This is a genomic window from Coprococcus sp. AF16-5, assembly GCF_003479365.1.
Classification (GTDB): Bacteria; Bacillota; Clostridia; order Lachnospirales; family Lachnospiraceae; genus Coprococcus; species Coprococcus aceti.
In genome coordinates, this window is record NZ_QUGZ01000001.1 from 750,705 (window position 1) to 777,006 (window position 26,302).

Annotated in this window: 16 protein-coding genes; 1 reads left to right on the forward strand and 15 read right to left on the reverse strand. The window is 45.2% G+C overall.

What is annotated here, in order from left to right; genetic code table 11:
- Positions 1 to 239: 239 nt before the first annotated feature.
- The 5 genes from ilvB to leuC all read right to left on the reverse strand — a co-directional run bounded on the left by ilvB (position 240) and on the right by leuC (position 6,570).
- Positions 240 to 1,913, reverse strand: a complete 1,674-nt coding sequence (gene ilvB / locus DWW70_RS03350; RefSeq protein ID WP_022216081.1) for a biosynthetic-type acetolactate synthase large subunit — start codon at positions 1,911 to 1,913, stop codon at positions 240 to 242.
- A 33-nt stretch (positions 1,914 to 1,946) separates the two neighbouring features.
- A complete protein-coding gene (gene ilvD, locus DWW70_RS03355) occupies positions 1,947 to 3,617 on the reverse strand; it encodes a dihydroxy-acid dehydratase (RefSeq protein ID WP_015533540.1) in 1,671 nt (556 codons plus the stop codon).
- Between the two features lie 27 nt (positions 3,618 to 3,644).
- Positions 3,645 to 4,727, reverse strand: coding sequence for a 3-isopropylmalate dehydrogenase (leuB, locus tag DWW70_RS03360; RefSeq protein ID WP_117874751.1), 1,083 nt, complete (start codon positions 4,725 to 4,727; stop codon positions 3,645 to 3,647).
- Positions 4,728 to 4,791: 64 nt separating this feature from the next.
- Positions 4,792 to 5,283, reverse strand: coding sequence for a 3-isopropylmalate dehydratase small subunit (gene leuD / locus DWW70_RS03365; RefSeq protein ID WP_022216080.1), 492 nt, complete (start codon positions 5,281 to 5,283; stop codon positions 4,792 to 4,794).
- Between the two features lie 21 nt (positions 5,284 to 5,304).
- Complete coding sequence (leuC, locus tag DWW70_RS03370; protein ID WP_022216079.1) at positions 5,305 to 6,570, reverse strand: 3-isopropylmalate dehydratase large subunit; 1,266 nt, start codon at positions 6,568 to 6,570, stop codon at positions 5,305 to 5,307.
- A 118-nt stretch (positions 6,571 to 6,688) separates the two neighbouring features.
- On the opposite strand from leuC, the gene DWW70_RS03375 reads away from it, so the two are divergent.
- Entirely contained in the window at positions 6,689 to 7,786 is a 1,098-nt protein-coding gene (locus DWW70_RS03375; protein WP_118649232.1) for a LysR family transcriptional regulator, read from the forward strand.
- Here DWW70_RS03375 and DWW70_RS03380 read toward each other — a convergent pair.
- From DWW70_RS03380 to DWW70_RS03425, 10 genes are all read right to left on the reverse strand, one after another.
- The gene (locus tag DWW70_RS03380; RefSeq protein ID WP_117548767.1) at positions 7,764 to 10,379 is read right to left on the reverse strand and encodes a YfhO family protein; all 2,616 of its coding nucleotides are present in this window, start codon (positions 10,377 to 10,379) and stop codon (positions 7,764 to 7,766) included. The two genes, DWW70_RS03375 and DWW70_RS03380, sit on opposite strands and share 23 nt — an antisense overlap.
- A gap of 34 nt (positions 10,380 to 10,413) precedes the next feature.
- Entirely contained in the window at positions 10,414 to 13,104 is a 2,691-nt protein-coding gene (locus DWW70_RS03385) for a YfhO family protein (protein WP_158576506.1), read from the reverse strand.
- Positions 13,105 to 13,114: 10 nt separating this feature from the next.
- Entirely contained in the window at positions 13,115 to 14,779 is a 1,665-nt protein-coding gene (locus tag DWW70_RS03390) for a DUF6541 family protein (RefSeq protein WP_118649234.1), read from the reverse strand.
- A 208-nt stretch (positions 14,780 to 14,987) separates the two neighbouring features.
- Complete coding sequence (locus DWW70_RS03395) at positions 14,988 to 18,740, reverse strand: phosphoribosylformylglycinamidine synthase (RefSeq protein WP_118649235.1); 3,753 nt, start codon at positions 18,738 to 18,740, stop codon at positions 14,988 to 14,990.
- Between the two features lie 168 nt (positions 18,741 to 18,908).
- Positions 18,909 to 19,847, reverse strand: a complete 939-nt coding sequence (locus tag DWW70_RS03400) for a M14 family metallopeptidase (RefSeq protein WP_118649236.1) — start codon at positions 19,845 to 19,847, stop codon at positions 18,909 to 18,911.
- Positions 19,840 to 20,778, reverse strand: a complete 939-nt coding sequence (locus DWW70_RS03405) for a M14 family metallopeptidase (protein WP_022216686.1) — start codon at positions 20,776 to 20,778, stop codon at positions 19,840 to 19,842. Before DWW70_RS03405 ends, DWW70_RS03400 begins: the two co-directional genes overlap by 8 nt.
- A 160-nt stretch (positions 20,779 to 20,938) precedes the next feature.
- Entirely contained in the window at positions 20,939 to 21,751 is an 813-nt protein-coding gene (gene spo0A / locus DWW70_RS03410; protein WP_015533550.1) for a sporulation transcription factor Spo0A, read from the reverse strand.
- Between the two features lie 143 nt (positions 21,752 to 21,894).
- A complete protein-coding gene (gene spo0A, locus DWW70_RS03415) occupies positions 21,895 to 22,698 on the reverse strand; it encodes a sporulation transcription factor Spo0A (protein WP_015533551.1) in 804 nt (267 codons plus the stop codon).
- Positions 22,699 to 22,943: 245 nt separating this feature from the next.
- Complete coding sequence (locus DWW70_RS03420; RefSeq protein ID WP_279220205.1) at positions 22,944 to 25,019, reverse strand: SulP family inorganic anion transporter; 2,076 nt, start codon at positions 25,017 to 25,019, stop codon at positions 22,944 to 22,946.
- Between the two features lie 152 nt (positions 25,020 to 25,171).
- Positions 25,172 to 26,284 carry a SpoIVB peptidase S55 domain-containing protein gene (locus tag DWW70_RS03425; protein ID WP_117874739.1) on the reverse strand — a complete coding sequence of 371 codons (1,113 nt, stop codon included), beginning with the start codon at positions 26,282 to 26,284 and terminating at the stop codon, positions 25,172 to 25,174.
- Between the last annotated feature and the right edge of the window lie 18 nt (positions 26,285 to 26,302).

Consider the following 26,302-nt stretch of genomic DNA (forward strand, 5'->3'; position numbering starts at 1 on the left):
CCCATTTATGTGAAAATTCTGACTTATATTTGTTCTTTTGGTGTATCCCGCTTGCGATTGTCAAGTTTTTTGTCTTAAAATCTTATATTTTCAAGTGAATAAACTTGTTTGTCGCTTATATCCCTGTACTATAGCACTCTTTTCGCCTGTCGGCAAGTGGGGATTATATATAAAGGCACCATATTTATGTATGTATGCACACAAATATGGTGTCTTTTCATCTTGTGCCGGCGTATATATTACATATCGTCCTCTGAGAAACAGGTGTCGATGGCTGCTCCCGGAGCTACCATTGGCCATACCTTGTCGTCTCCCGCTATTGTTACATCTATTACCACAGGTCTGCCTGCTGTCAGGGCTGTCTTCATTGCTGCCTCGAACTCATCAAGGGTGTTGGCTCTGATTCCCATGGCACCAAGTCCCTCTGCTACCTTGACAAAATCTACCGAATCGTCAAGCACGGTGTTGGAATATCTGTGGTCATAGAACAGTGTCTGCCACTGTCTTACCATTCCAAGTACGTGGTTGTTCAGGACTACCTGGATGATAGGCACGTTGTATCTCGCAGCTGTTGCTATCTCGTTCAGATTCATTCTGAAGCATCCGTCACCGGCTATGTTGATGACTGTCTTATCAGGTCTGCCGTACTTTGCTCCGATAGCTGCGCCAACACCGTAACCCATGGTTCCAAGTCCGCCTGATGACAGGAATGTCCTAGGCTCCTTGAATGTATAGTTCTGGGCTGCCCACATCTGATGCTGTCCGACATCTGTTGTGATGATCGCATCACCCTCTGTAAGCTCGTAGATTTTCTTGATAGCTGCAGGTCCGTTCAGTGTGTCAAAGCTGTACACGTCAGGATTCTGCTTCTTGAGGTCTTCGATCTCAGACATCCATGTCTTGTTGGACTGGGCGGCAAGCTTGCTGTTGAGGAGCTTCAGGACCTCCTTTGCGTCGCCGACTATGCTGGCATTTGTAGGGATGTTCTTGTCTATCTCAGCTGCATCTATATCTATATGTATGATCTTTGCATTTGGCGCGAACTTGGATGCATTTCCGATAACTCGGTCTGAGAATCTGGCACCAACAACGATCACAAGATCTGCCCTTGACACACCGAGGTTGGACACCTTTGTTCCGTGCATACCGATCATGCCTGTATATCTCTCGCTTCTTCCGTCAAATGCGCCCTTGCCCATAAGTGTATCGCACACTGGTGCATCCACCTTATCTGCAAATTCTGCAAGCTCTGCTGATGCGTCAGAGATGATGCATCCGCCACCTGCCATGATAAATGGTCTTCTTGAAACCTTGATCATCTCAAGGACTTTGTTCACATCCTCCTCGCGGATGGTGTCTGTCTTTCTCTCGATGACCTCCGGTGTCTCTGGTATATACTCTGTCTCCGCTGCGGTTACATCCTTTGTTATATCCACAAGCACCGGGCCAGGTCTGCCGCTCTTTGCGATCTTGAACGCACGTCTGATGGTCGGTGCAAGATCATCTATGTGCTTCACGATAAAGCTGTGCTTGGTGATAGGCATAACAACACCTGCAATGTCTACCTCCTGGAAGCTGTCCTTACCGAGCATATTTACACCTACATTTGCTGTTATTGCCACAACAGGAATGGAATCCATGTATGCTGTAGCTATACCTGTTACAAGATTGGTGGCACCCGGACCTGATGTGGCCATACATACTCCGACCTTGCCTGTAGCTCTGGCATATCCATCTGCCGCATGGGCAGCCCCCTGCTCATGTGATGTGAGCACATGGTTGATCTCATCCTGGTGCTTGTAGAGGGCATCATATACGTTGAGGATAGTTCCTCCCGGATAACCGAACACGGTGTCAACGCCCTGTTCTTTAAGGCACTCTATAACAATTTCAGAACCTGATATCTTTGACATCTTACTTTCTCCTTTTCCCTTAATTGTGATCAATTAATTCTTTGGCACCTCAAGAACAGCACCTCTGTTGCCTGATGTAACCATAGCTGCGTATCTTGCAAGATAGCCTGTTGTAACCTTTGGCTGTCTTGGCTTCCATGCAGCCTTTCTCTTTGCAAGCTCCTCGTCTGAGACATCGAGCTTGATGCTGAGGTTGTTGATATCGATCTCGATCATATCGCCTTCCTCAACAAGAGCGATAGGTCCGCCCACAGCAGCTTCAGGTGATACATGTCCGATGGACGCTCCACGGCTTGCTCCTGAGAATCTTCCGTCTGTGATAAGGGCAACTGATGAGCCAAGTCCCATACCAGCGATGGCTGATGTAGGGTTGAGCATCTCTCTCATACCAGGGCCTCCCTTTGGTCCCTCGTATCTGATGACTACCACGTCACCCTCTACGATCTTGCCGCCCTTGATAGCTGCGATTGCGTCCTCCTCACAGTCAAATACCCTTGCAGGGCCCTTGTGAGCCAGCATCTCAGGCACAACTGCTGAACGCTTTACTACAGAGCCGTCTGGTGCAAGGTTACCCTTGAGTACAGCCAGACCACCTGTAACTGTATATGGATTGTCCATAGGTCTGATGACCTCAGGATTCTTGTTTACACTATTGGCAACAGCCTCACCTATTGTCTTGCCTGTAACTGTCATGCAGTCCTTGTTGATGAGTCCTGCATCTGCAAGCTGCTTGATAACCGCATACACACCACCGGCCTCATTGAGATCCTCCATGTATGTGTGGCCTGCAGGAGCAAGGTGACACAGGTTAGGTGTCTTTGCGCTGATCTCATTTGCAAATGAGATATCAAAGTCGAAACCGATCTCATGTGCGATGGCTGGAAGGTGGAGCATAGAGTTGGTTGAACATCCAAGTGCCATATCAACTGTAAGAGCGTTGATGATTGACTCCTTTGTGATGATGTCTCTAGGCTTGATGCCCTTTCTGTACATATCCATAACTGCCATTCCTGCATGCTTTGCAAGCTTAAGTCTCTCTGAATATACTGCAGGGATTGTTCCATTTCCAGGAAGTCCCATTCCAAGAGCCTCTGTCAGACAGTTCATAGAGTTTGCTGTGTACATACCTGAACATGATCCGCATGTAGGACATGTCTTGCACTCATACTCGTATACATCCTCCTCAGTCATGGTTCCGGCTGCGTATGAACCTACAGCCTCGAACATGCTTGAAAGACTTGTCTTATTTCCCTTTACGTGTCCGGCAAGCATAGGGCCGCCAGATACAAATACTGTTGGAACATTTACTCTGGCTGCTGCCATGAGAAGTCCTGGAACGTTCTTGTCACAGTTAGGGATCATGACGAGCGCGTCAAACTGATGTGCTATAGCCATAGCCTCTGTTGAGTCTGCGATCAGATCTCTTGTAACCAGTGAATACTTCATTCCGATGTGTCCCATTGCTATACCATCACACACAGCGATCGCCGGGAACATAACAGGTGTACCACCTGCCATGGCAACTCCCATCTTTACTGCCTGTGCTATCTTGTCCAGGTTCATGTGACCTGGAACTATCTCATTGTATGAACATACAATACCTACTAAAGGTCTCTCCATCTCTTCCTTTGTCATGCCCAGTGCGTTGAACAGAGATCTGTGTGGTGCCTGCTGCATTCCAACCCTAACATTATCACTCTTCATCTTATTCTCCTCCAATAATGGTCCTTTCTATATTCTCTCGCAGATAAGATCACCCATCTCGGAACAGCTTACGAGCTGTGTTCCCTCTGAGTGGATATCTATTGTTCTGTATCCGTCCTTGAGAACCGTCTTTACAGCGTTCTCAACTGCATCTGCCTCTTTGTCAAGGTCAAATGTGTATCTGAGCATCATTGCCGCAGACAGGATGGTTGCTATCGGATTCGCCTTGTTCTGGCCTGCTATGTCAGGTGCCGATCCGCCTGATGGCTCATACATACCGAACTTTGTCTCGTTAAGTGATGCAGATGAAAGCATTCCTATAGAACCTGAGATCATGGATGCCTCGTCTGAGAGGATGTCTCCGAACATGTTCTCTGTGAGAACCACATCGAACTGTGCAGGATCCTTCACAAGCTGCATTGCGCAGTTGTCTACGAGCATGTGCTCAAGCTCAACTTCTGGATAATCCTTTGCCACTTCCTCAACGACCTTTCTCCAGAGTCTTGATGAGTCAAGGACATTGGCCTTGTCAACGGATGTGACTTTCTTTCTTCTCTTCATAGCTATGTCAAATGCCTTGATGGCTATTCTTCTGATCTCGTTCTCATTGTATGTGAGGGTATCAACGGCTGTCATAACTCCGTCAACCTCCTCTGTGTGTCTCTCGCCGAAGTAGAGACCACCGGTGAGCTCTCTCATCATCATCATGTCAAATCCGCGCTCTGCGATCTCAGCCTTAAGTGGACATGCCTCCTTCAGCTCATCGTAGAGATTGGCTGGACGAAGGTTTGCGAAGAGGCCAAGCTCTTTTCTGATCTTCAGAAGTCCTGCCTCCGGGCGAAGATTTGGAGGGAGCTTATACCATGGTGATGTGGATGTATTTCCTCCGATAGAACCGAGGAGAACTGCATCCTTTGACTTTGCAACTGCCACAGCCTCGTCTGTGAGCGGTACGCCTGTTGCATCTATTGAACATCCACCCATGAGTATCTGCTCATAGTCAAATGTGTGTCCAAACTTTTTACCTACTGTATCGAGAACCTTCATAGCCTCTGTGACTACCTCAGGGCCGATACCGTCACCTTTTATTACGGCTAAATTACACTGCATTTTTGTCTCCTTCCTGTTTTGCCTTTCATGATATATCTTCACTCTGGCAAAACCTGCTCATACTCTATTTATTTTTATTATTGATATAGTTGATGAGTCCCTCACTCTTGATGATCTCCTGCATGAATGGAGGGAATGCCTGTCCCTTAAATTCTGTTCCCTGGGTTCTGTCATAGATCATACCGCTGTCGAAATCGATCTCCACGTCATCGCCTGCCTGGATAGCCTCTGCTGCCTCAGGGCACTCGATGATCGGAAGTCCGATATTGATGGCATTCCTATAGAAGATTCTGGCAAATGTCTCTGCGATTACGCAGCTTATTCCTGAAGCCTTGATGGCTATAGGTGCATGCTCTCTTGAAGATCCACAGCCGAAGTTCTTTCTTGCCACCATGATATCGCCCGGCTTTACGCGCTTTACGAAATCCTTATCTATATCTTCCATACAGCTCTTTGCGAGCTCTGCAGGGTCTGATGAATTCAGGTATCTTGCAGGGATGATTACATCTGTATCTACGTTGTCACCGTATTTGTGTACTGTTCCATGTGCTTTCATAGTCTATCTCCTTTATCTCTTTTATAATCCAAGTTCGTCAGGACTGCTGATCTTACCTGTGATAGCTGAAGCTGCTGCAACAGCAGGACTGGCAAGATACACCTCTGAGTCTACATGACCCATACGTCCTACGAAGTTACGATTGGTTGTTGATACAGCTCTCTCTCCTGCTGCCATAACGCCCATATGTCCTCCAAGACATGGTCCGCATGTAGGAGTTGAAACCACTGCTCCGGCCTTGACAAATATAGTCATGAGGCCTTCCTCAATACACTGAAGGTAGATATCCTGTGTTCCAGGGATGACGATAACTCTGACACCGTCAGCAACCTTTCTTCCCTTGATGATATCTGCCGCAATTCTCATATCTGATATACGTCCATTTGTACATGAACCGATGACTACCTGATCGATCTTGATATCTCCGACCTCATCGATAGTCTTTGTATTCTCTGGGAGATGAGGGAAAGCAACTGTCGGCTTAAGCTGTGACAGGTCGATGGTGTACTCTGCATCGTATACAGCGTCCTCGTCTGCCTCATACTTTGTATATGACTTTGTGCTGTGCTCCTTCATGTACTCCTCTGTAAGCTCATCGACAGGGAAGATACCATTCTTGGCACCTGCCTCGATGGCCATGTTCGCAATTGTAAATCTATCGTCCATTGTGAGGTTCTTGATTCCCTCTCCAACAAACTCCATAGACTTATAAAGCGCACCGTCAACACCGATCATACCGATGATGTGAAGGATGACGTCCTTACCACTGATCCACTTTGCCTTCTCTCCAACGATGTTGAACTTGATGGCTGATGGAACCTTGAACCAGGCCTTGCCTGTCACCATTCCTGCTGCCATATCTGTACTTCCGACACCTGTTGAGAATGCACCGAGTGCTCCGTATGTACATGTATGTGAGTCTGCTCCGATACATGTCTCACCAGCCACGATAAGTCCTTTCTCCGGAAGGAGCGCATGCTCGATACCCATTGCTCCGACATCGAAATAGTTCTCGATCTCATTTGCCGCTGAGAACTGTCTTACACACTTACAGTGCTCTGCACTCTTGATATCCTTGTTAGGTGTGAAGTGATCCATGACAAGTGCTATCTTCTTCTTGTCAAATACTTCCTTCTTGTTGAACTTCTCCATCTCGTGAATTGCGACCGGAGTTGTTACGTCATTTCCTAATACTAAATCCAAATCTGCCTCGATAAGCTGTCCTGCTTCAACTGATGGCAGTCCTGCATGAGCAGCTAAAATCTTCTGAGTCATGGTCATACCCATATTTATAGTCCTCCTATCATTTGTTTCTAAATACAAATTCTTACTCTTGATAATATCACTCATCTAGGTATAATTACAATATATAAAAAGAATAGTTATTATAACCTGGAGGAATATCATGATAAGTAATCTGAACAATTACGTTATTTTTCATACAGTTGCCAAAGCCGGCAACATCAGCAAAGCTGCAAATCAGCTCTACATCAGTCAGCCCGCGATCAGCAAATCAATATCCAAGCTGGAAGCAGAGCTTGGCACTGCACTCTTTTCCAGAAGCTCAAAAGGTGTCACCCTGACCGAAGAGGGACAGGTTCTCTATGAATATGTTGAGAGGGCATTTGACTCTCTGAATATGGGTGAAGAAAACTTAAAAAATTACAAGGAGCTTGGAATCGGCCATATAAGGATCGGAGTCAGCACATCGCTGTGCAAGCACATCCTTCTGGATTACCTGAAGGACTTCATCAGGGAGAATCCAAACATCAAGTTCAGCATAGACTGCCACTCAACCGTGAACACCATCAAGCTTCTCAGAAACGAAGATATAGATATAGGCCTGATTTGCAACACAGAGCTTCCAAAGGGGATAGTCTACTCTCCTGTCAAGGAGATACATGACGTATTTGTGGCAAGCCCTGAATATCTGGATAATTTCTACGAGCGCGCAAATGGTAGAGATCAATACAGCTTTACCGATGAGCTTTCAGGCAATATCAAGGGTAACATTATACCGCTGCTAAACTCAGGCTTAGCCTCTGCCACACACGGCGATGCAACAGATCAAGGTGCGGATAAAAAAAGCAGAGATAACGGACATTCATCCGGCGTCTCTGCTTCTACCACTATTCATAACTCAAGCAACTCAGGTATGTCCAATATATCAACAGTCAACATCCTTGAAGGCTCCAACCTCATGGTTCTGGAGGAGGCAAATGTAACCCGTACCCACGTGGACGAGTATCTCCGCTCACAGGGCATAAGCTGCAGCCAGGTACTTGAGATCAACAACATGGATCTCCTCATCGACTTCGCCGCCATCGGCATGGGCGTTGCCAGCGTGGTACGTGAATTCGCACATGAACAGCTCTCATCCGGTGTTATAACCGAACTTCCGCTTGACACTCCTATTCCGAGCAGGAGTGTCGGCTTCGCTTACTCAGGAATGAAGAATCAGAGCACGGCTATGAAGAAATTTATGGAGTGGGTAGGGGTGTGATTACATGCTTCTGTTTACTGTCCCACCTCAGCATAAATAGCATGATGCATATTCCAAACAGCGAAACCAGTGCGCCAGCCATAAGCCCAGGTGTTCTGTATGCAATTTCTATATCGTGACTGCCCGCATATATCCGGACACCCATATTGCCTCTACCAAGGCGAATTTTTTCTGCCGGCTCTCCATCCACATATATCTTAAACCCATCATTATATGGATATGCGATATACAGGATACCTGGATTTTTCACATCCACACTTCCATAGAAAGTATTTTTTACAAATCCTGTACACTCAAGCGGACTATCAAGTATCTTCTCTTCTGCTTTCTCAAATTCATCTGCATTGTAATTGTATACCTTTACAAATCGCTCTCCGACACTTCCTGTTTTAGAGCTGGTCGCACCTCCTATAGTTATCCTGACATGTTGTCCTTTCTTTACGAGGCCGACATGTGACAGCTGTTCTGTAACATATGACCCATTCGATACCCTGAGATCTCCGTCCACGATCATCTCCACATAGTGATCGCGGCTATCCTTACTGTAGACATACATATCCATATCAGATTCAGCATCAAACTCATACCGGGTCATCGGCACAAATGCATTTGACGTTCTGTATATGCAATAACCCACTGATTCCTTAAGTGTGTCCTGATTGAGATAAGAAGTACTCCAATCCGATATATCAATCTCTGTAAATACATCTGACGACAGACCACAGCCACTCTTCATAAAATCATTCTGATTTTCAAGAGGTGTCCTGTCTGCTTTCCAGTCTACGATACCATCATCCAACATAAATCCCATCATCTCAGGAGTTTCTGCTTCATACAGATTGTATACGTCATTCTCAGCAACAAGGTTATATCCTGCGTAAGTACCATTCTCCGGACTCAGCACATATCTGACATTGTACATGAGCGCTGTAAGCGGTGTAGTTCCCGAATATATATATTCAACATTGTCAAAGTGGGCAAGTCCCATACTGGAAAACGCTCTGATCGTATTTCCATTTGCCATGGATGAATACCAGTTTGTCTGAGAATATGGCGCATAATTCTCATAAACCATAGCGCTCTTTCTGGTGCCATTTTCTGTATCCAGGGAATTGTATACTGATTCCCACTGATCTAGTCTTACAGCATCTGTCAGAAGACAGTCCTCCGTCTTGCCCGGCATTACATATAATGCATTTCCCATAATCTCAGCTATCCAGCAGCCACAGATAATGCACACAGCCACTCCCGGCTTTATGCTTCCTCTTCTGCAAAGCACGCACAGAATGGCTGCAAATGCCAGCATAAGCATAAATATAACATAGCCAAGCGGGGTACTCATCTCTCTGCTGTCAATAAGACTTGCCACAAATATTACGCCTGCCACCACAGTACTTACAGCAATATACCTCAGTCTCAGCTTACCAAGATTCATGAGAATTCGATATGCTGCAGCAATTAATATAAACGTTAATATAAATGCAAACCTGTTTCCAAGTCCATGTGTGATCGTCATGCCATGGAACACGTAATTGAGCGGAAGATAGTTCAGGGCAAGCACTAACAGGGCCATGGCTATACAGTATTTCACCCTCGTCTTCCAGTCGCACACATCAGACAGAATAAAAATGCAGGCAGCAAATATAACAATACTTCCACAATAACTGTTATTGCTGAACATAGATACACATTCCAGATCCTTCAGCGGATAGAATGAAGATATATACGCTCCAAACTGTCCCCACATCTGTGTTCCTTCAAGCCCCATATCAGTCACCGAAGACGCCGCTCTCATGACCACCAGTCCGGCAGGAACCAGAACCACTCCTGCGAGCAGAGCAGACAGCACCGAGCAGCCGGCAAACGAAAGTCCTCTGCGTAGGAAATCTTTGACATTTTCCCGTTTTTCCAGCAAGAAATATATCACGGCAAACACACATATATAGAATGAGAAATAGAAATTGCATATGATCGACGCTGCCAAAGACAGCGTGTATAACATCCATCCTTTTCCATCTGACAGATGCTCTATGCCAAGTGCCACTATCGGAAGCAGAATAAGCCCATCAAGCCACATAATATTATGTCCATATGCAAGGACATACCCGGACAGTCCATATGCCATACTGCATGCCAGCTCTATGAACGTTGCAACTGTCTGGCTGTACCCATTCTCTGTATTTTTCTTATTGGTATGTCTGAAAAAGTAAAGCGCCGTGACCGGCAGGCAGGCGGATTTTATGATGATAAGCAATACCATGGAAAGTTCCAGCCTGCTCTCTCCCAACATCAGAACGATGATATTGAACGGGCTCAGGCAGTAATACAGTAACTCCTGTACAGCATCGATTCCCATTCCCATCGACCAGATAAAGCTTCCTTTGCTACCTCCCGAAATCCATTCAAATAACATATGAAACATATTCTTATACTGCACATATGCATCATACGTCAGAAAACTTTTATCTCCAAACGGGTATGCTTTCTGCAGGAGCAAAATTACTGTATATACCAGAACTGTAACTAAGAATACAGCAGCATACATAATCCCGCTCTTTTTATGTTTGTTTACTTCTCCTTGCTTTATACCCATATCAATCCCCACTTAATTTATTGCGCTATCTGTTCTATGCAGCCTGTACCTTCTTTTTCCTGCTGCGTCTAAGATTCACCATGTATAAGACAGCTATGAGCCATCCTGCTGCAGATAATATAAGGCCAAGCTTGAATCCATATGTTACATACCTGAATTCTATTGTATGTGTTCCAGCAGTCAGCTCCAGACCCACAAGTGCACCATTTGCCAGTGTTGTTATATCAGTCTTCTTTCCATCAACATACGCTGTAAAGCCTCTGTAATAAGGAATTGATGTATACAATATACCATCCTCATTTGCTGTCACCGTACCCTTTACATATGTAGATGTCACTGTGTCAAGTGAAAGCGTCCTATCCTTAATTGATTCCTTGCATTCCTGCATCCTGTCATCATGATATTCATAGAAATCTATACACGTTACTCCCTTTTTTAGGACTGTGGACAGATTGACTGCCTGTATCTCGACCTTCTGCCCACTCTTCAGCTCACCGAGATCAAGTACATCTTTTGGCGAAGGATAAGCGTCATACTCGTTTATATCTGCTATCACGTTTCCATCTACAGTTACAATATTACACAGCTTATTTGCATCCTCAAGGCTCACATACAGATGCATATCCCTCGGAGCTGTAAACGTATAAATCTGTGAGGCATGGTAATCTTCATCAAGTGACACATTCATGTATGTATAAGCATTTTTATCAGTCTTTCTCTCCAAAGTTACTCCATCCGGCAAGATCTGTCTATCCGGAGCGCTTCCTCTGTATTTCACATCAAAATCAGTCAGTTCATCCGGTGAAACACGGGTGAACACTCCTTCAACTCCCGACACATCTTTCACGAATTCATTCTGCACCTCAAACGGAACTACATCTGACACATTCCAATCTTTTATGCTGCCATCTGTAGAAAAGCCCGCTCCCACAGCATAGTCTGTTGTATACCATGCAATCTCATCGTCTATATCATACACATCGTTCTTCAAATTATATCTTTGCTCCTTTGTATACCCACCATAATATGCATCTGCATCCGATAATACATTTCTTACATTGAACATAAGCGCAGTTACCGGTGTAGTATTTCTGTATGCATATGTAGCGCCGTGATCCTGATATACCATTCCAAGCGCATCAAAAAGCCATGTCACTTTTGTATTTATGATTGAAGAGAATATATTAGTGTCTGAATAGACTGTATTATTTTGTGACAAAATCCAGGATGTCTTTCTATTAAGATCACTGTTGTCCTTTTCATTATATATGGCTCTCCATCCGTCAGTTCCGCCTAGATGCTCCTTGCCCGTAGTATATGCATCCGTATTCACATATACGGCATTGGATATCAGCTCCGCAAAAAGTATCACTATAAAATTCACAATCAGAGAATTTATCTTTATGCTGTTTCTGGCCTGTAATACAAATACCATAAACAAATATATAATAAGCAGGATCGTAACCGTATAGCAGACTACATTCTGCACCTCATTATTTTCCAGAAAAACGCCCCCAAAGAAAGCCAAAAATACAACTCCGGTCAGTATCACCTCCCGAACCCCCGGCTTCGTCCAGTTCACAGCACACTCAAAAGCTGAAACAATAAGAAGTATGACAAGAATAAAAGCATATCTGTAAGAATATAGATGTGGATATGTGAACCCATGAAGAACATACAGTGCCCCTGTCAGATTCAGACAGGCAACAAGCAGCGCTATCTCCACCAGTCTCTTAACTCTTGCCCGAAGCTGTATATTCCTGTTAAACACATATACAACCGCAAGGAAAAGCAGAGACAGTCCCATATACATATTCCTTGCATACAGAGTTCTTCCAGCTATATCTATATCATGTCCCCAGAAAAAGCTCTGGAACAAATTTGCAAAATTACCAAACTTGCTAAATGGTATATCTTCTGTGAGTGAACTTGCACCTTCTCTTCCAACTATCGCAAGGAAACACGGCACAAGTACAACACATGCACTGAGTGCAGCCGTTATAGATGTGAGTGCAAACTTCACTCCACGCTTCCAAAACATTTTCCAGCTATCCTTTTTCACATCGATAAACCATATCACAGCTATCATAGCCACAAACCACGAAAAATAGAAGTTGAATACAAATGACATGAAAAGCATCACAAAATAAAGTCTCACATCACCGCCCTCAATAAGTCTCTCAACGCCAAGCATCATAACAGGCACGAGAAGAAGGCATATAAGCCAAATGAGATTATACTGATATGCAAGCATATAATCGCACATGGAATAAGCCATTCCCATCACAACACAGAGTATGTCATTCAGCCATCCGTGCTGCATTTTATTTCTGCTGGTATGCGATAAGAAATAGGTCATAGTAACTCCGCAAAGTCCAACCTGAATACACATACTGACAATCATTCCCAGCTCCATATGTGAACCGCCGAACAAAACTGCTATTAGATTGACAGGACTTGCCAGATAATAAAAGAAATTAGTATAGAAATCATATCCTAGTCCCATGTCCCAACTGAAAAAAATTGATTTTCCCTGTCTTATCCTGCCTGATAATTCCACAAAAAACGCATAATACTGGGTATTAGAATCTCCAAGCAGTATAGTATTCTTTCCAAATGGATAACAGTCCGTCATCATCATATGTATCACTATACATATGATAGGAATCAGAAATGCCATTCCATACTTAACAATTTTTCTTGACCTGATTTTCTTTTTTTCCATAATTACTCCATCACTCCATATAACTTTGTATTTTTCCTTTTTCGACAGCATGTTGCATTATAAGTATCAATAACATAAGCAAGACCGCTGAAATACTTATTCTCCATGACCAATGCTGAATCTTTGTCCCCTTATATTTTACAACAACTTTACCTGCCTCTGGCGAAACTGATATTTCTACCAATCCATCATTTAGACATTTGCTTACCGTCAGTTTCCGTCCATCAGCCATTATTGCTTCATATCCCTTATAATAATACTTTGGAACTATGCACTCCCCCGCAGTTTTACCCGCATCAAACTCATAGCTTCCGTCTGATCCATAGCGTCCCCGTATGTAAGTATCTTCGCACTTCACCATCCCGCTGTTTTCTGATCCAACAGATGTTGCAAGATCCCCTTCCGCAGGAAGCCACTCCCAGAACCCTATGCTGTCTGTACTTCCTGTATTATCCGCATACCCTTCAGGATAGTTCACATAGCCGCCAAGCTCTATATTCCATACCATATTCAGGCTAAAAATACCGATAAGTATGCTTCCAGCCGCACATAAACACGCATTTCTTCTGTATGATGGCAACAGCTTTATTATATCCACTGACTGAAGTGCAAGACCAAGTGCCACAAAGAATTCTGTGAACATATTCAGTCTCCACGGAAACTGTATACTGACAAATGGAGTTCTGTCGATAAGTTTCCATGGAAAAATCTTTGTCTCGCATACAAGAAGCACCGCCGCTGTCACAAGGCACATCAAAGCCTTTTTATTATATACTTTTTTATATATACTGACAAATACCATAAGTGCCAGTATTCCAATCTCAATGAATGCAACCGAATACTTTCCACTCACTATCGCGAGCAGTGTCTGAGTCTCCTCATATGTGTAAAATGCCGGTTCATTGCTTACATAGAACCTTCCATCTGCAAATTGTTCAAGTACAGGAAGCCAATAATAACATGTAAGTACTGCACACGCAAGAGCTTCCATACACACAGCCCCAATAAGTCTTCTGCAAGCCGCAATTCTTTTCCATCTCGCACACACCCAGATTATTCCCATTACTACACATAATACAAAGCTTATCGTGTGTGAAAGCATAAGACACGAATATGATACACATAAAAGGCCTTTTCTACTGTGTCCCATCTCAGTCAGGTCGTAAAGAGCAAGAAACGCCAGTGGAATAAATACCATGGCAGCAATTTCGCCAAGTGCAAATCTGGTATATACATCCTCAAGATGATAATGTCCCATTGTGTAAAGCACCATAGTGACAACACCCGCGCAACGGCTTCTGCCAATGCTCCGCCCTGTATAATACGCAGTAAGTCCCGTACATATCATCAGTACATATATATATATCTTCATTGCAATCTCCGGTGATGCCCCCAGAAGTCTGAAGAGAACGGCTGGCAGCAAGAACAAATCAGGGTAAAATATTCCCATACCGTAGCCATACCCTTCCAACATAGTCTGATATATATATACAGGGTATCCCTGCCCTGACTTTAGCGCTTTGAGGATACTCTCCACCCTGAGCATATGAACCTGCTGGTCATCACCGTATGGCAGGCCTGTCTTAAAACAAGGGATCATACATACACCACTTATCAGAAGCACCAGCAGTGCAATTCCCAGAATCTCTATTCTGTTTTTCTTTTTTTCTCTCACGCAGAATCTCCTCCCGGTCGTCAAAGCTCTGCCACATCATCCCCGGCAGTCAGTACGCATAAATATAAAGACAAACGGGGACAGGTATGGAATCTACTCTCACCTGTCCCCGTATTCTCAGTCATCTAAAACTGTTTATGACTCCTGCACATCTGTGCTATTTTTATTGGTATATCACCGTATATAATCCGTGTGACATGATTTCATCTTACTTAAAATACTCCACACCACTCTCGAATATCTTCTGGTTCTGGTCGCCGTATACGTTTACAGCTACAGCCTGTCCGATACGCTCTGAGTGACCCATCTTACCAAGAACACGTCCGTCTGGGCTTGTGATACCCTCGATCGCATAGTATGAACCGTTGACGTTGTAGTACTCGTCCATGGTTGGGTTGCCGTTCATGTCGACATACTGTGTTGCAACCTGTCCATTTGCGAAGAGCTTCTCGCACCACTCCTTGCTTGCAACGAAACGTCCCTCACCGTGTGAGATAGGAATTGTGTATACTCCGCCGAGCTCTGCCTTCTTCAGCCATGGACTCTTGTTTGTTACAACCTTGGTGTATACCATCTTGGACTGATGACGTCCGATGCTGTTCATTGTCAGTGTAGGTGAATCATCTGTCTGTGGTCTGATCTCGCCGTAAGGCACAAGACCGAGCTTGATGAGTGCCTGGAATCCGTTACAGATACCAAGTGCAAGTCCGTCCCTCTCGTTCAGGAGCTTCATAACTTCCTCTGAGATCTTCGCATTACGGAATGCAGTTGCTATGAACTTACCTGATCCGTCTGGCTCATCACCGGCTGAGAATCCGCCTGGGAACATGATGATCTGTGAATCGCCGATTGCCCCCACAAATGCGTCAACAGAATCTCTGATTCCCTGTGCTGTCATATTTCTGAATACTATCGTCTGTACGTCTGCACCAGCTCTCTCAAATGCCTTTGCTGAGTCGTACTCACAGTTTGTACCAGGGAATACAGGTATGAATACCTTTGGCTTTGCAACCTTGTTCCTTGATGTGTAAACTGTCTTGGCGTCGAAGAGTCCAGTCTTGATCTCTGTCTGTGGAACATTTGACTCTGTTGGGAATACCTTCTCAAGAGTCTTTGTCCATGCTGCAAGAGCCTCGTCCATAGTGATCGTGACATCCTTGTATGTAAATACAGGCTCCTTTATAACCTTACCTATCTTCTTGACAGGAATTCCGAGCTGATCAAGATCTGCTGCCTTAACCTCAAGAATGATAGCGCCATAGTTCTTGGCAACAAGATCCTTCTTGCTGACTGTATCCTCAAGCTCAACACCGAGCTTATTTCCAAATGCCATCTTGCTGACAGCCTCTATTATACCGCCAAATCCAACTGCATATGCAGACTGGATCTTGCCCTCCTTGATCTTCTTGTTCAGGAGGTCATACATGTACAGAACATTCTCATATACAGGTATGTCGTTCTCGTCCTTCTCTATATCCATCTCCACAAGAACATTGCCTGCCTTCTTGAGCTCAGGTGTAACAACGTCCATGTAGCTTGCCACATCGACTGCAAATGATACAAGTGTTGGAGGTACATCTATATCATTGAATGTACCTGACATACTGTCCTTTCCACCGATAGACGGAAGTCCAAGTCCTATCTGAACATCATATGCTCCGAGGAGTGCTGCCAGTGGCTGTCCCCATCTGTATGGGTCTGTTCCAAGTCTCTTGAAATATTCCTGGAATGTAAGTCTGATCTTGCTTACATCTCCACCTGCTGCAGCTATCTTGGCTGCTGATGTAACAACCGCATATACTGAACCATGATATGGGCTCCAGCTTGACAGATATGGGTCAAATCCGTAGCTCATCATGGTAATAGTGTCTGTCTTACCCTTGAGTACAGGCAGCTTTGCGATCATTGTCTGTGTAGGTGTGAGCTGATACTTACCACCGTAAGGCATTGTGACTGTTCCTGCTCCGATAGAGCTGTCGAACATCTCCACAAGTCCTTTCTGTGAGCACACATTCAGATCTGACAGTGTATCGAGCCATGCCTTCTTGACATCCTCAGGCTCCTTAACTGAATCAAAGTAATTGTCTGCCTTGCTTGGAACTTCAACCTTGACCTGTGTCTCCTGATGAGCACCATTTGTGTTGAGGAATGCACGTGAGATATTCACGATGTCCTTGCCTCTCCACTTAAGGATAAGTCTAGGCTCCTCTGTAACCTTTGCAACTACTACAGCCTCGAGGTTCTCCTCCTCAGCGTATCCGAGCATAGTGTCAACATCCTTAGGATCGACAACTATAGCCATACGCTCCTGGGACTCTGATATTGCAAGCTCTGTACCGTCAAGACCTGCGTACTTCTTTGGCACCTTGTCAAGATCTACCACAAGTCCGTCTGCCAGCTCTCCGATGGCAACTGACACACCGCCGGCACCAAAATCGTTACACTTCTTTATAATAGATGAAACCTCTTCTCTTCTGAAGAGTCTCTGGATCTTTCTCTCTGTAGGTGGGTTACCCTTCTGAACCTCAGCACCACATGTCTCGAGTGAGTGTGATGTGTGAGCCTTGGATGAACCTGTTGCTCCACCACAGCCATCACGGCCTGTACGTCCGCCGAGCAGGATGATTACATCTCCCGGATCAGATGTGAGACGCTTTACAGCACGTCTTGGAGCTGCACCCATAACTGCTCCGATCTCCATTCTCTTTGCAACATAATCTGGATGATATATCTCATTTACAAGGCCTGTTGCAAGACCGATCTGGTTACCATATGAGCTGTAACCATGGGCTGCTGTTGTCACGATCTTACGCTGTGGAAGCTTGCCCTCCATTGTGTCCTTGAGAGACTTTGTAGGATCAGCCGCACCGGTAACTCTCATAGCCTGGTATACGTAACCTCTTCCTGAGAGCGGATCTCTGATAGCACCGCCAAGACATGTAGCAGCACCACCGAATGGCTCGATCTCTGTAGGATGGTTGTGTGTCTCGTTCTTGAAGAATACGAGCCACTCTTCCTCTACTCCGTCCACAACTACAGGAACAACTATAGAACAAGCATTGATCTCGTCTGACACTTCCATATCATCGAGCTTGCCTGCTGCCTTGAGCTGTTTCATACCCATAAGGGCTATATCCATGAGACATACAAACTTGTCATCTCTGTCCTTGTACATCTCCTTCATCTCTGCTCTGTATGCGTCAAATGTCTTCTCAAGAAGATCCTTGTAATCTCCATCGTCGAACTCTACATCTGTGAGCTCTGTTGAGAATGTTGTATGACGGCAGTGGTCTGACCAGTATGTATCGAGAACTCTGATCTCGGTCATGGATGGATCTCTCTTCTCCTCACTCTTGAAATAGTTCTGGATGTGAAGGAAATCCTTGAATGTCATGGCAAGTCCAAGTGAGTCATAGAGCTCCTTAAGATCTGCCTCTGCCATGTCCTTGAATCCGTCAAATATATGAACATCGGCTGGCTCAGGGAACTCTGTAACCAGAGTCTCAGGAATCTCCATACCGCATATTCTTGAATCAACAGGGTTTACACAGTAGTCCATGACAGCCTTCATCTGCTCGTCTGTCACGTCGCCCGAAAGTACATATGTTGTGGCAGTCTTGATAACAGGCTCCTCATCCTCTGCAAGAAGCTTTACACACTGCTCTGCTGAATCGGCTCTCTGATCGAACTGACCTGGAAGTGCCTCTACTGAGAACACCTTATCTGTGGCAGCAAGCTCAGGCTCACCCTCATAGATCACATCTACAGGCGGCTCAGCAAATACTGTCTCAAGAGCCTTTGCATATGTCTCATCTGATATGTTCTCAATATCATATCTGACAAGCACTCTCACATACTCAGCCTTGATACCCAGATAGTTCTTAATCTCTTCGTGAAGTTCCTTCGCCTTGACCGCATAGTCAGGCTTTTTCTCAACATACACTCTCTTGACCTTACTCATGTCATACCTCCATAGTAAAAGCGTTTTTGTTATTTTAATTCTTTAATAATAGCATTTATCTTGTTTTTTTTGTAGTAGTTTTTATCTTTTTGCCGATTTTCAGCTTATTTAAGCATAAAATTGTATCTTAACCCTGCATTTTCACCAAATATGTCATAACTTTCCATGCTAGTTATGCAGTCTTCGTATCATCTTAAATATCACCGAATTCTGGTATATCATAGGTGAATTCTGACAGTAGAATATGATTCCGTCCGTCGGTGCGTATATGTCCGTCGTATTCTCGCCCGTCATCGGATTGATGATATTTGCAATTATGTCGCCTCGTACAACCTCGTCTCCCGGCTGGACAAGCTTCTTGAAGAAGCCGGCGGCATGCTCGGACCTTATGCTGAGCAGATCCTCCTCGTCCATGATGGTGGAAATGTATCCCGCATGGCAGTTGTATCTTATAACGCCCATACGTGTCAGGAATCTGAGCACTGAGGACACCGCCTGATTGGCACTCTCACCATTGATGGTGTCGGTAACTCCCGAATATACCGAGAAAGCCTCCGTGCCGCGCATCTGCCAGTTGTAGTTGAGCGTTGCCTTATCATATGATCTAGGCTCCGCTGTCAATACATACGGCATACCGAACTGGCTGGCAAGGCTGTTGCTCTGCTTGCCTGTCTCTATCATCCTGACGTGCGGGATAAACTCACCATCCATATAGAAGCTCGCAAACTGTATTCCGTATGCGTAGCCGGTGACCTTCTCCATCACCGCCGCTGCAATACGGCTTGTCGCCTGACCTTCAGGATTGCCTGGGAATGATCTGTTTATATCTGAATTGTCTGTTATCCAGTATTTCTTGCCCACATTGAACGAGCTGTAATTGATTGATGGTATCAGAAGTATCTTCTTGCCCGACACTATGGCGCTCCTCGCCTCCAGCTCCCCAAGCTTCTTTGCCAGAAGTGAGCTTATGTAGAGCTGCTGAAATTCATTTCCTCTCATAGCACCAACTATGCATGCAGCCTTGTCTCCGCTGCCATAGGAAAATCCCTGTATCTCGTACTCTCCTCTGTAGGCTGTATTCATGGAATATATGATCTCTTTATTCATGGCCACCTCCGAAAATTCTGGCCACAAGTGACCCCTCTTCTATAACCGGATATTCTCTCAGTGAGAACACAATGCCGCTTCTCGGCGACCTGATGGTCTCCTCCACCGAGCCCGTGAGCACATTTACAATTCTTCCTATGATCTCTCCCTGCTGTATATATTCTGAGTGCTTTGCCACAGGAAGGAAGATTCCGCTGCTCTCAGCATTTACAAATACAACATCCTTGTCTTTTGCAAATTTAGGCTTATGTGCAGTCTCGACTTCGCCTTGCCATATTCCCATCTTCTTCATAAGAGAGAACAGTCCGTCCACTATCTGGTTCGAGTAATCGTAATCTATCTTGAGGGCAACTCCGGACTCCACTACCATACTCTTGACTCCGATCTCGTTGAGGGCATGTGCAAGACTTCCCTCCATGACCGTAGACGACGGATGTATCCATACAACATCCACATTCATGCACGCAACATACGGAGCAAGATCCGATGCCACGTCAGAATTAACCCTGACCTGTGGGATCTCCTTGATGTACACACTGCTGGAATGGACATCAACACAAATGTCCGCCCCCTCTATGTCCTTCATGACCTTTGCCGCTGTATACTCTCCCACAGTTCCGTCCTTTGATCCCGGAAACAGGGTGTTCATGTCTATGTCAAATACAGGCACATCCCTGTACTGAGCCTCAAGTCCCATAGGATTGATAAATGGATATACATCCACGATTCCAGTAAGCTTGTCAAAATCCTTCTTGATCCTTCTGATCAGTTCATAACATATGTACTGTCCGGCAACCTCATCCCCATGTATACCGGACACAATACACAGCCTCTTTTCATTTCCAGTTGGGAAATCCGGAGCCAGATGGTTCTTCTTCACCCTCATGACTTCCCCGATCAGCATGTTAGCTGATACTACAGTTTCTATCATATTTTGTCCACCTTGTATTATTTATTCGTTAGTAATTTTGCAAATTATCCCGGTACATAAAGAAAAGCAGGGTACTTGCCGTATCCTGCTTCTTGTACCTAAGTTATTATACATGATAACTGTCAGTTCTTCAAGGTATGTTGCCTACTCTGTGAGCCTGTTATGCCCTTTTCTTATACTCTATTCTGAGCTTGTCCGCTATGAGTGCGATAAACTCGGAATTTGTCGGTTTGCCTTTTCCCGCATTCACTGTATATCCAAACAAATCGTTGATGGTGTCTATCTGACCTCTGTTCCACGCCACCTCTATGGCATGTCTTATGGCTCTCTCTACGCTGGAGGATGTGGTCTTATATTTCTTCGCTATCGTCGGATAGAGAAGCTTTGTTATGTAGTTCAGCATGTTCACATCGTTGACCGCCATGATGATGCCCTCACGGATGTACTGGTAGCCCTTTATATTTGCAGGAATACCTATATCCCTGATGATATCCGTCACATCGCTCTCTATAGTATTCTCTATCTTGTGTGCCATACTCTTCTCTGTGAGACATGTAAGCTTGTCGTTCAGCCCTGACTCAAGCTCCTTCTTCTTCATATACATCTGTCTGAGTCTTGTCACAAGCTGCACCGGATTGTATGGCTTCAGGATATAATATGTCGCACCCATCTCAAATGCACATCTTATAAGTCTCTGTGATGACACCGATGTGAGTACCACAAATATCGTATTCTGATATTCAGGCAGTTCACTCATATGCTCCATCACTCCCAAGCCATCCATTCCCGAAAGGCAAATGTCCAGTATCACTATATCCGGCTTGTAAAGCTTTATTGATTCCACCGCTTCATCCCCGGTGCTGACCATATCAACTACTCTCATCTCGTCCTTTGATGCATATGTGGCGATCTGTTTTGCTATCTGTGTGCTGTCGCCATCAGCAATTACAATTTCGATCCCTTTGTTTCCCATAGTATCTCCCTTGTTATGTATAAATTTACAGGATTAAGCGCTTATCCCAACTACTTTATAATAATATTAAATATGATATAATTTGTCAAGTGCTTTTAATATCATTTTTAATATCACATATTATGACAACATTTTACTACAAATTACCCTGCATTTCTCATCTTCGCTTCCAGTCTTATCTTGTCGGCAATGAGGGCGACAAATTCTGAGTTCGTAGGCTTTCCTTTGCCCGCACTTATGGTGTAACCAAACAGTTCGTTGATAGTCTCTATCTTTCCTCTGCTCCAGGCCACCTCTATGGCATGTCTTATGGCTCTCTCTACCCTTGATGCAGTTGTGCCGTACATCTGGGCGATCGTCGGATAAAGCTGCTTTGTTATGGAATTCAAAATGTCCATATCCCCAACTGCTATGACTATCGCACTTCGGAGATACTGGTAGCCTTTGATGTGCGCCGGAACGCCTATCTCGTGGATTATCCTGGTCACCACCGCCTCCAGCTCGTCCGTCTTCTGCTCATTTTCATCCATCTTCAGAAGCTGAGTCGTATTGCTTCCGCGACCTTTACATGCATCATCAAGCACACCTCTGACCTTCTTCTCATCGTATGGCTGTTCAAGCAGTCTCACCACTGCCTTGTCACCTATCGTCGAAAATACAAAGTCCAGATAATTTCTGTGCTGCTTCGATGAACAGAGCACAAATTTGACATTTCTCAGGTTCTTATTTCCAGATACGCCCTCGACCATATCCGTGATATCCGTACCGGGTATAACCTCGTCCGCGATCACTATGTCTGGCTTATCTTCTGCAATTTTCTTAACAGCTTCGTCACCCTTCTCACAACATCCAATGTACTCATAATCAGGCATATCCTCAAATACGTGCTTTAGCTGTTCAATTTCTCTTTTGTCATGTTTTACCATCATAACTTTAACATGACTCATGTTATACTCCTTCCCAAGTATAGTGACGGAATAACAATATTTACTTTTTTATTCCTGTTATTCCACTACGAACATTATATATAAATGTAGTTTTCTTGGGAATATATAGAACTTCGCAAGTTACGACAGCATCAGCTTCCGGAAAACATTTTTTCTACTGCGACTGACACCAGCAGACCACATACGCACATTTAATGAAAAAATGCGGCATATCTTCCCTTTTCGGGTCGATATGCCGCGCATGATCACTTCTCTTTTGTATGTTCTTTTTCTCTGAGTCTTATGATCGCATCATAGGCCGCCGGATTGTGCTCCTTCAGGTGCTCATCCATTCGTTTTCTTCTCGCCTTATATCTGTCGACAAATTCAGGATGCTCGCTCTCAAGCCTGTGAAGAAGCTGGCTCCGCCTGCGCTCGATACGCTCTGCAACAGAGTCCTCATCCTCGCCTGTGGCCCTCACGATCTCCTCTATGTGGGCCTCCATATGCTCAAGCCATTCTTCCTCATCCTGTATATCCATCTGCTTCCAGAAACCGGTCATGAGCTGTTCAACCCCGGTTCCATTCTTCATACTGCCTATGGACTCGCGGATGTGCTTCTCTATGACATCTTCCGCATCATCGCCAAATGCCCACACAAGCTCCTGAGCCATGTGCTCCGCTCTCTTTCTCCTGATGTCATGATAGCTGTTATGTACACCAACCAATGGATATGGACTCTCAAGGCCGCAGTCTGACAGTGCTCTCTCCATGGTTTGTCTCACGCATCCTGCCTCTATCATGTCGCCAAGTCCAAGCTTTCTGAGCTGGGCGTTGAGCTGGCCTATATGCTCCGTGATATAGAGCTTCACCCCCTTCTCTTTCAGCGTATCATACATGATCCTGAGGGCCTTGGCAGCCGTCACATCCACGCTTCCCATGGCGGACGCATCCACTATGACCGCCTTTGTGTCATCCTGTACCGCATCCATGATATCCTTCTGGAATATGGCTATATTTGCAAAGAACAGATTACTGCTGAATCTGTAAATAACTATATTCTGTATCGGGTATGCATGCTTGAACCTCTCGAGCGCAAGGAATTCCTCATGTCCAGGTACCATTCCAAGGAAGCTTCTCGGAGGGTCCGCAGCCTTCCTTATGACTGCGGCAAATGAGAGTATGATTCCTATAAGAACTCCATTTATCGTTCCAAGTACCAGCACACCTAGGAAAGCTCCGCAGAATATGTAGAATTCCACCTTACTCACCTTCCACAGCTTTGCCGCCAGATCAAATTCCAGAGCACTGTAGAGTGCGGAGATGACGATTGCCGTGAGCACCGGAACCGGCAGATAACCTATAAATCCCGTTCCACACACGAGGATCACGATCATCACTACTCCTGCAAATATTCCAGTGAGCTGTGTCCTGCCTCCATACTGCTCACTCATTGTGGTTCTGGACACGGAACCGTTTATTGGACAGCAGCCTGTGAATGCCGCTGCAAGATTTGCCATTCCAAATGCCAGAAGCTCCTGATTATCGTCTATCTTATATCTGTTCTTCTGGGCGAAATTGTTCTCAGCCAGAAGCGTCTCCGCCATGATTACTACTGCTATCGACAGACTGACCGTCATGATATTTGGAAGCATCCTCTCATCTATCTGTGGTACAACGATCTGTGGAAGTCCTCTGCTCACCTCCGACAGACATACTATTCCGTATTCATCCATATCTATCACGCAGGACAGCAACGCTCCCGCTGTCATGACGCATATCGCCATCGGAAACTTTGGTATGAATCTTCTTGAAACAAGCAGTACCGCAAGAGCCGTAAGTCCCATGATTATTGACGGCACATTTACATCTCCTATCGTCTCTGCTATGTGTTCCACAAGCTCGAACAGTTCTCCTGTTCCCGCTCCGGCTCCATAGAGCTTCGGCACCTGCATGAGTATGATGGTGGTGCATATTCCTGATATGAATCCGCCCATGACCGGAGTCGATATGTAATTTACAAGCTTGCCCGCCTTGAACAGGAAGAATACCAGCAGCCACAGCGCCGTAAAGAATGTTATCACAGGAACGACCTGCATCGCCTGCTCCGTTCCCGGCGTAACCCCCAGCGTCACCAGTGCCGCTCCGACCAGCGCCGCAGGCGCGGCATCCACACCGAACACGAACTGCCTCGACGTGGACAGCAATCCAAATATTATGATCGGGAACACCGAACCATACAATCCATATACCGCCGGCAGCCCGGCTATCTGTGCATACCCCATCGATATCGGTATGGACACCGCCGCTATGATAATTCCTGTCAAAAGATCAGGAAGCAAATTCTCTTTTTTATAATTCTTTAGTGTATGACATAATGAAATTTTTGAAACCTTGATTTTCTTGCCCTCCTGGGATGTTTGTGTGTGCCGGTCTGCCTTATGCTAAAGTCCGGCACTTCTGTTCTTAATTTTATCACTAAACAGGATTAATTTCACTCCTCCAGCATATTTTCAATAAAAATCCCATACCCCCTGGTTGGATCGTCTACGAATACGTGGGTGACGGCGCCGATTATCTTGCCATCCTGGATGATCGGGGAACCGGACATTCCCTGTACCACTCCGCCCGTCAGGTCTATGAGAGCATCATCGGTCACGTGGAATTCTATATTCTTGTCGGATGAATTCCTGTCCACATACTCTATGTCTATCTCATACTTCTCAAGCTCGCCGCTCATTCTGGAATTTATATAAGCCTGCCCCTTGCGGACTTCATGACCTCTGGCTATATACATACGCTCCGCATCGCCGTATTTTGCCTGGCAATAGCTTGTGTCCAGATGACCATATATTCCACTTGCACTGTTGCCGTCAATAATGCCGACCAAAGATCTTCTATAGGCAATGCTTCCCTGAAGTCTGCCCGGTTCCGAGGAGTACGACTTGCTTATATTTGTAATATCCGTTGTGTACACACCGCCGGTGCTGCACCGCATCATAACTCCCGTATCTATATCCGACACACTGTGTCCAAGGGCCATGAAATTTGTTCCGTCGACAAATGTAACCGTGCCTATTCCCGACACATCATCCTTCACCCACGCACCCAGCAGATAAGCGCCATTCTCGTTTTTTTCCGGCGTGATGCTACAGACCTTCTCCTCCCCATCCCTTATATATCTCACGGACAAGCTATCACCCTGGCTTTCAGCAACAATATCAAGCAGCTCCGACCTCTTAGATATCTCCATACCGTCTACACTCACAATATAATCCCCTGTACAGACCTTTCCATCAGCAGGGCAACAGGACTCGCCATTTTCATTTTTAAAGCTGCACACATCCACCACCAAGACTCCATCCGTCTTCATATAGATTCCCATCGCCTCGCCGGACGGAACTACAGGCCGGTCAAATATATCACTTCCAAACTCCGCATCCTTCGTGGTCGCCCTTGACACTACCCCATCAAGTGTTGAGCTTGTCTTCTCTGACCTTCCAACATCCACTCGTCTGTCCACCAACACACATAAGATAAATAGTGCTGCAAGGAGCAACAGATCCGCCACAGCCACCCATATGATCACTTTCTTATATCGCCTCATAATCTATTCCTCCTACAT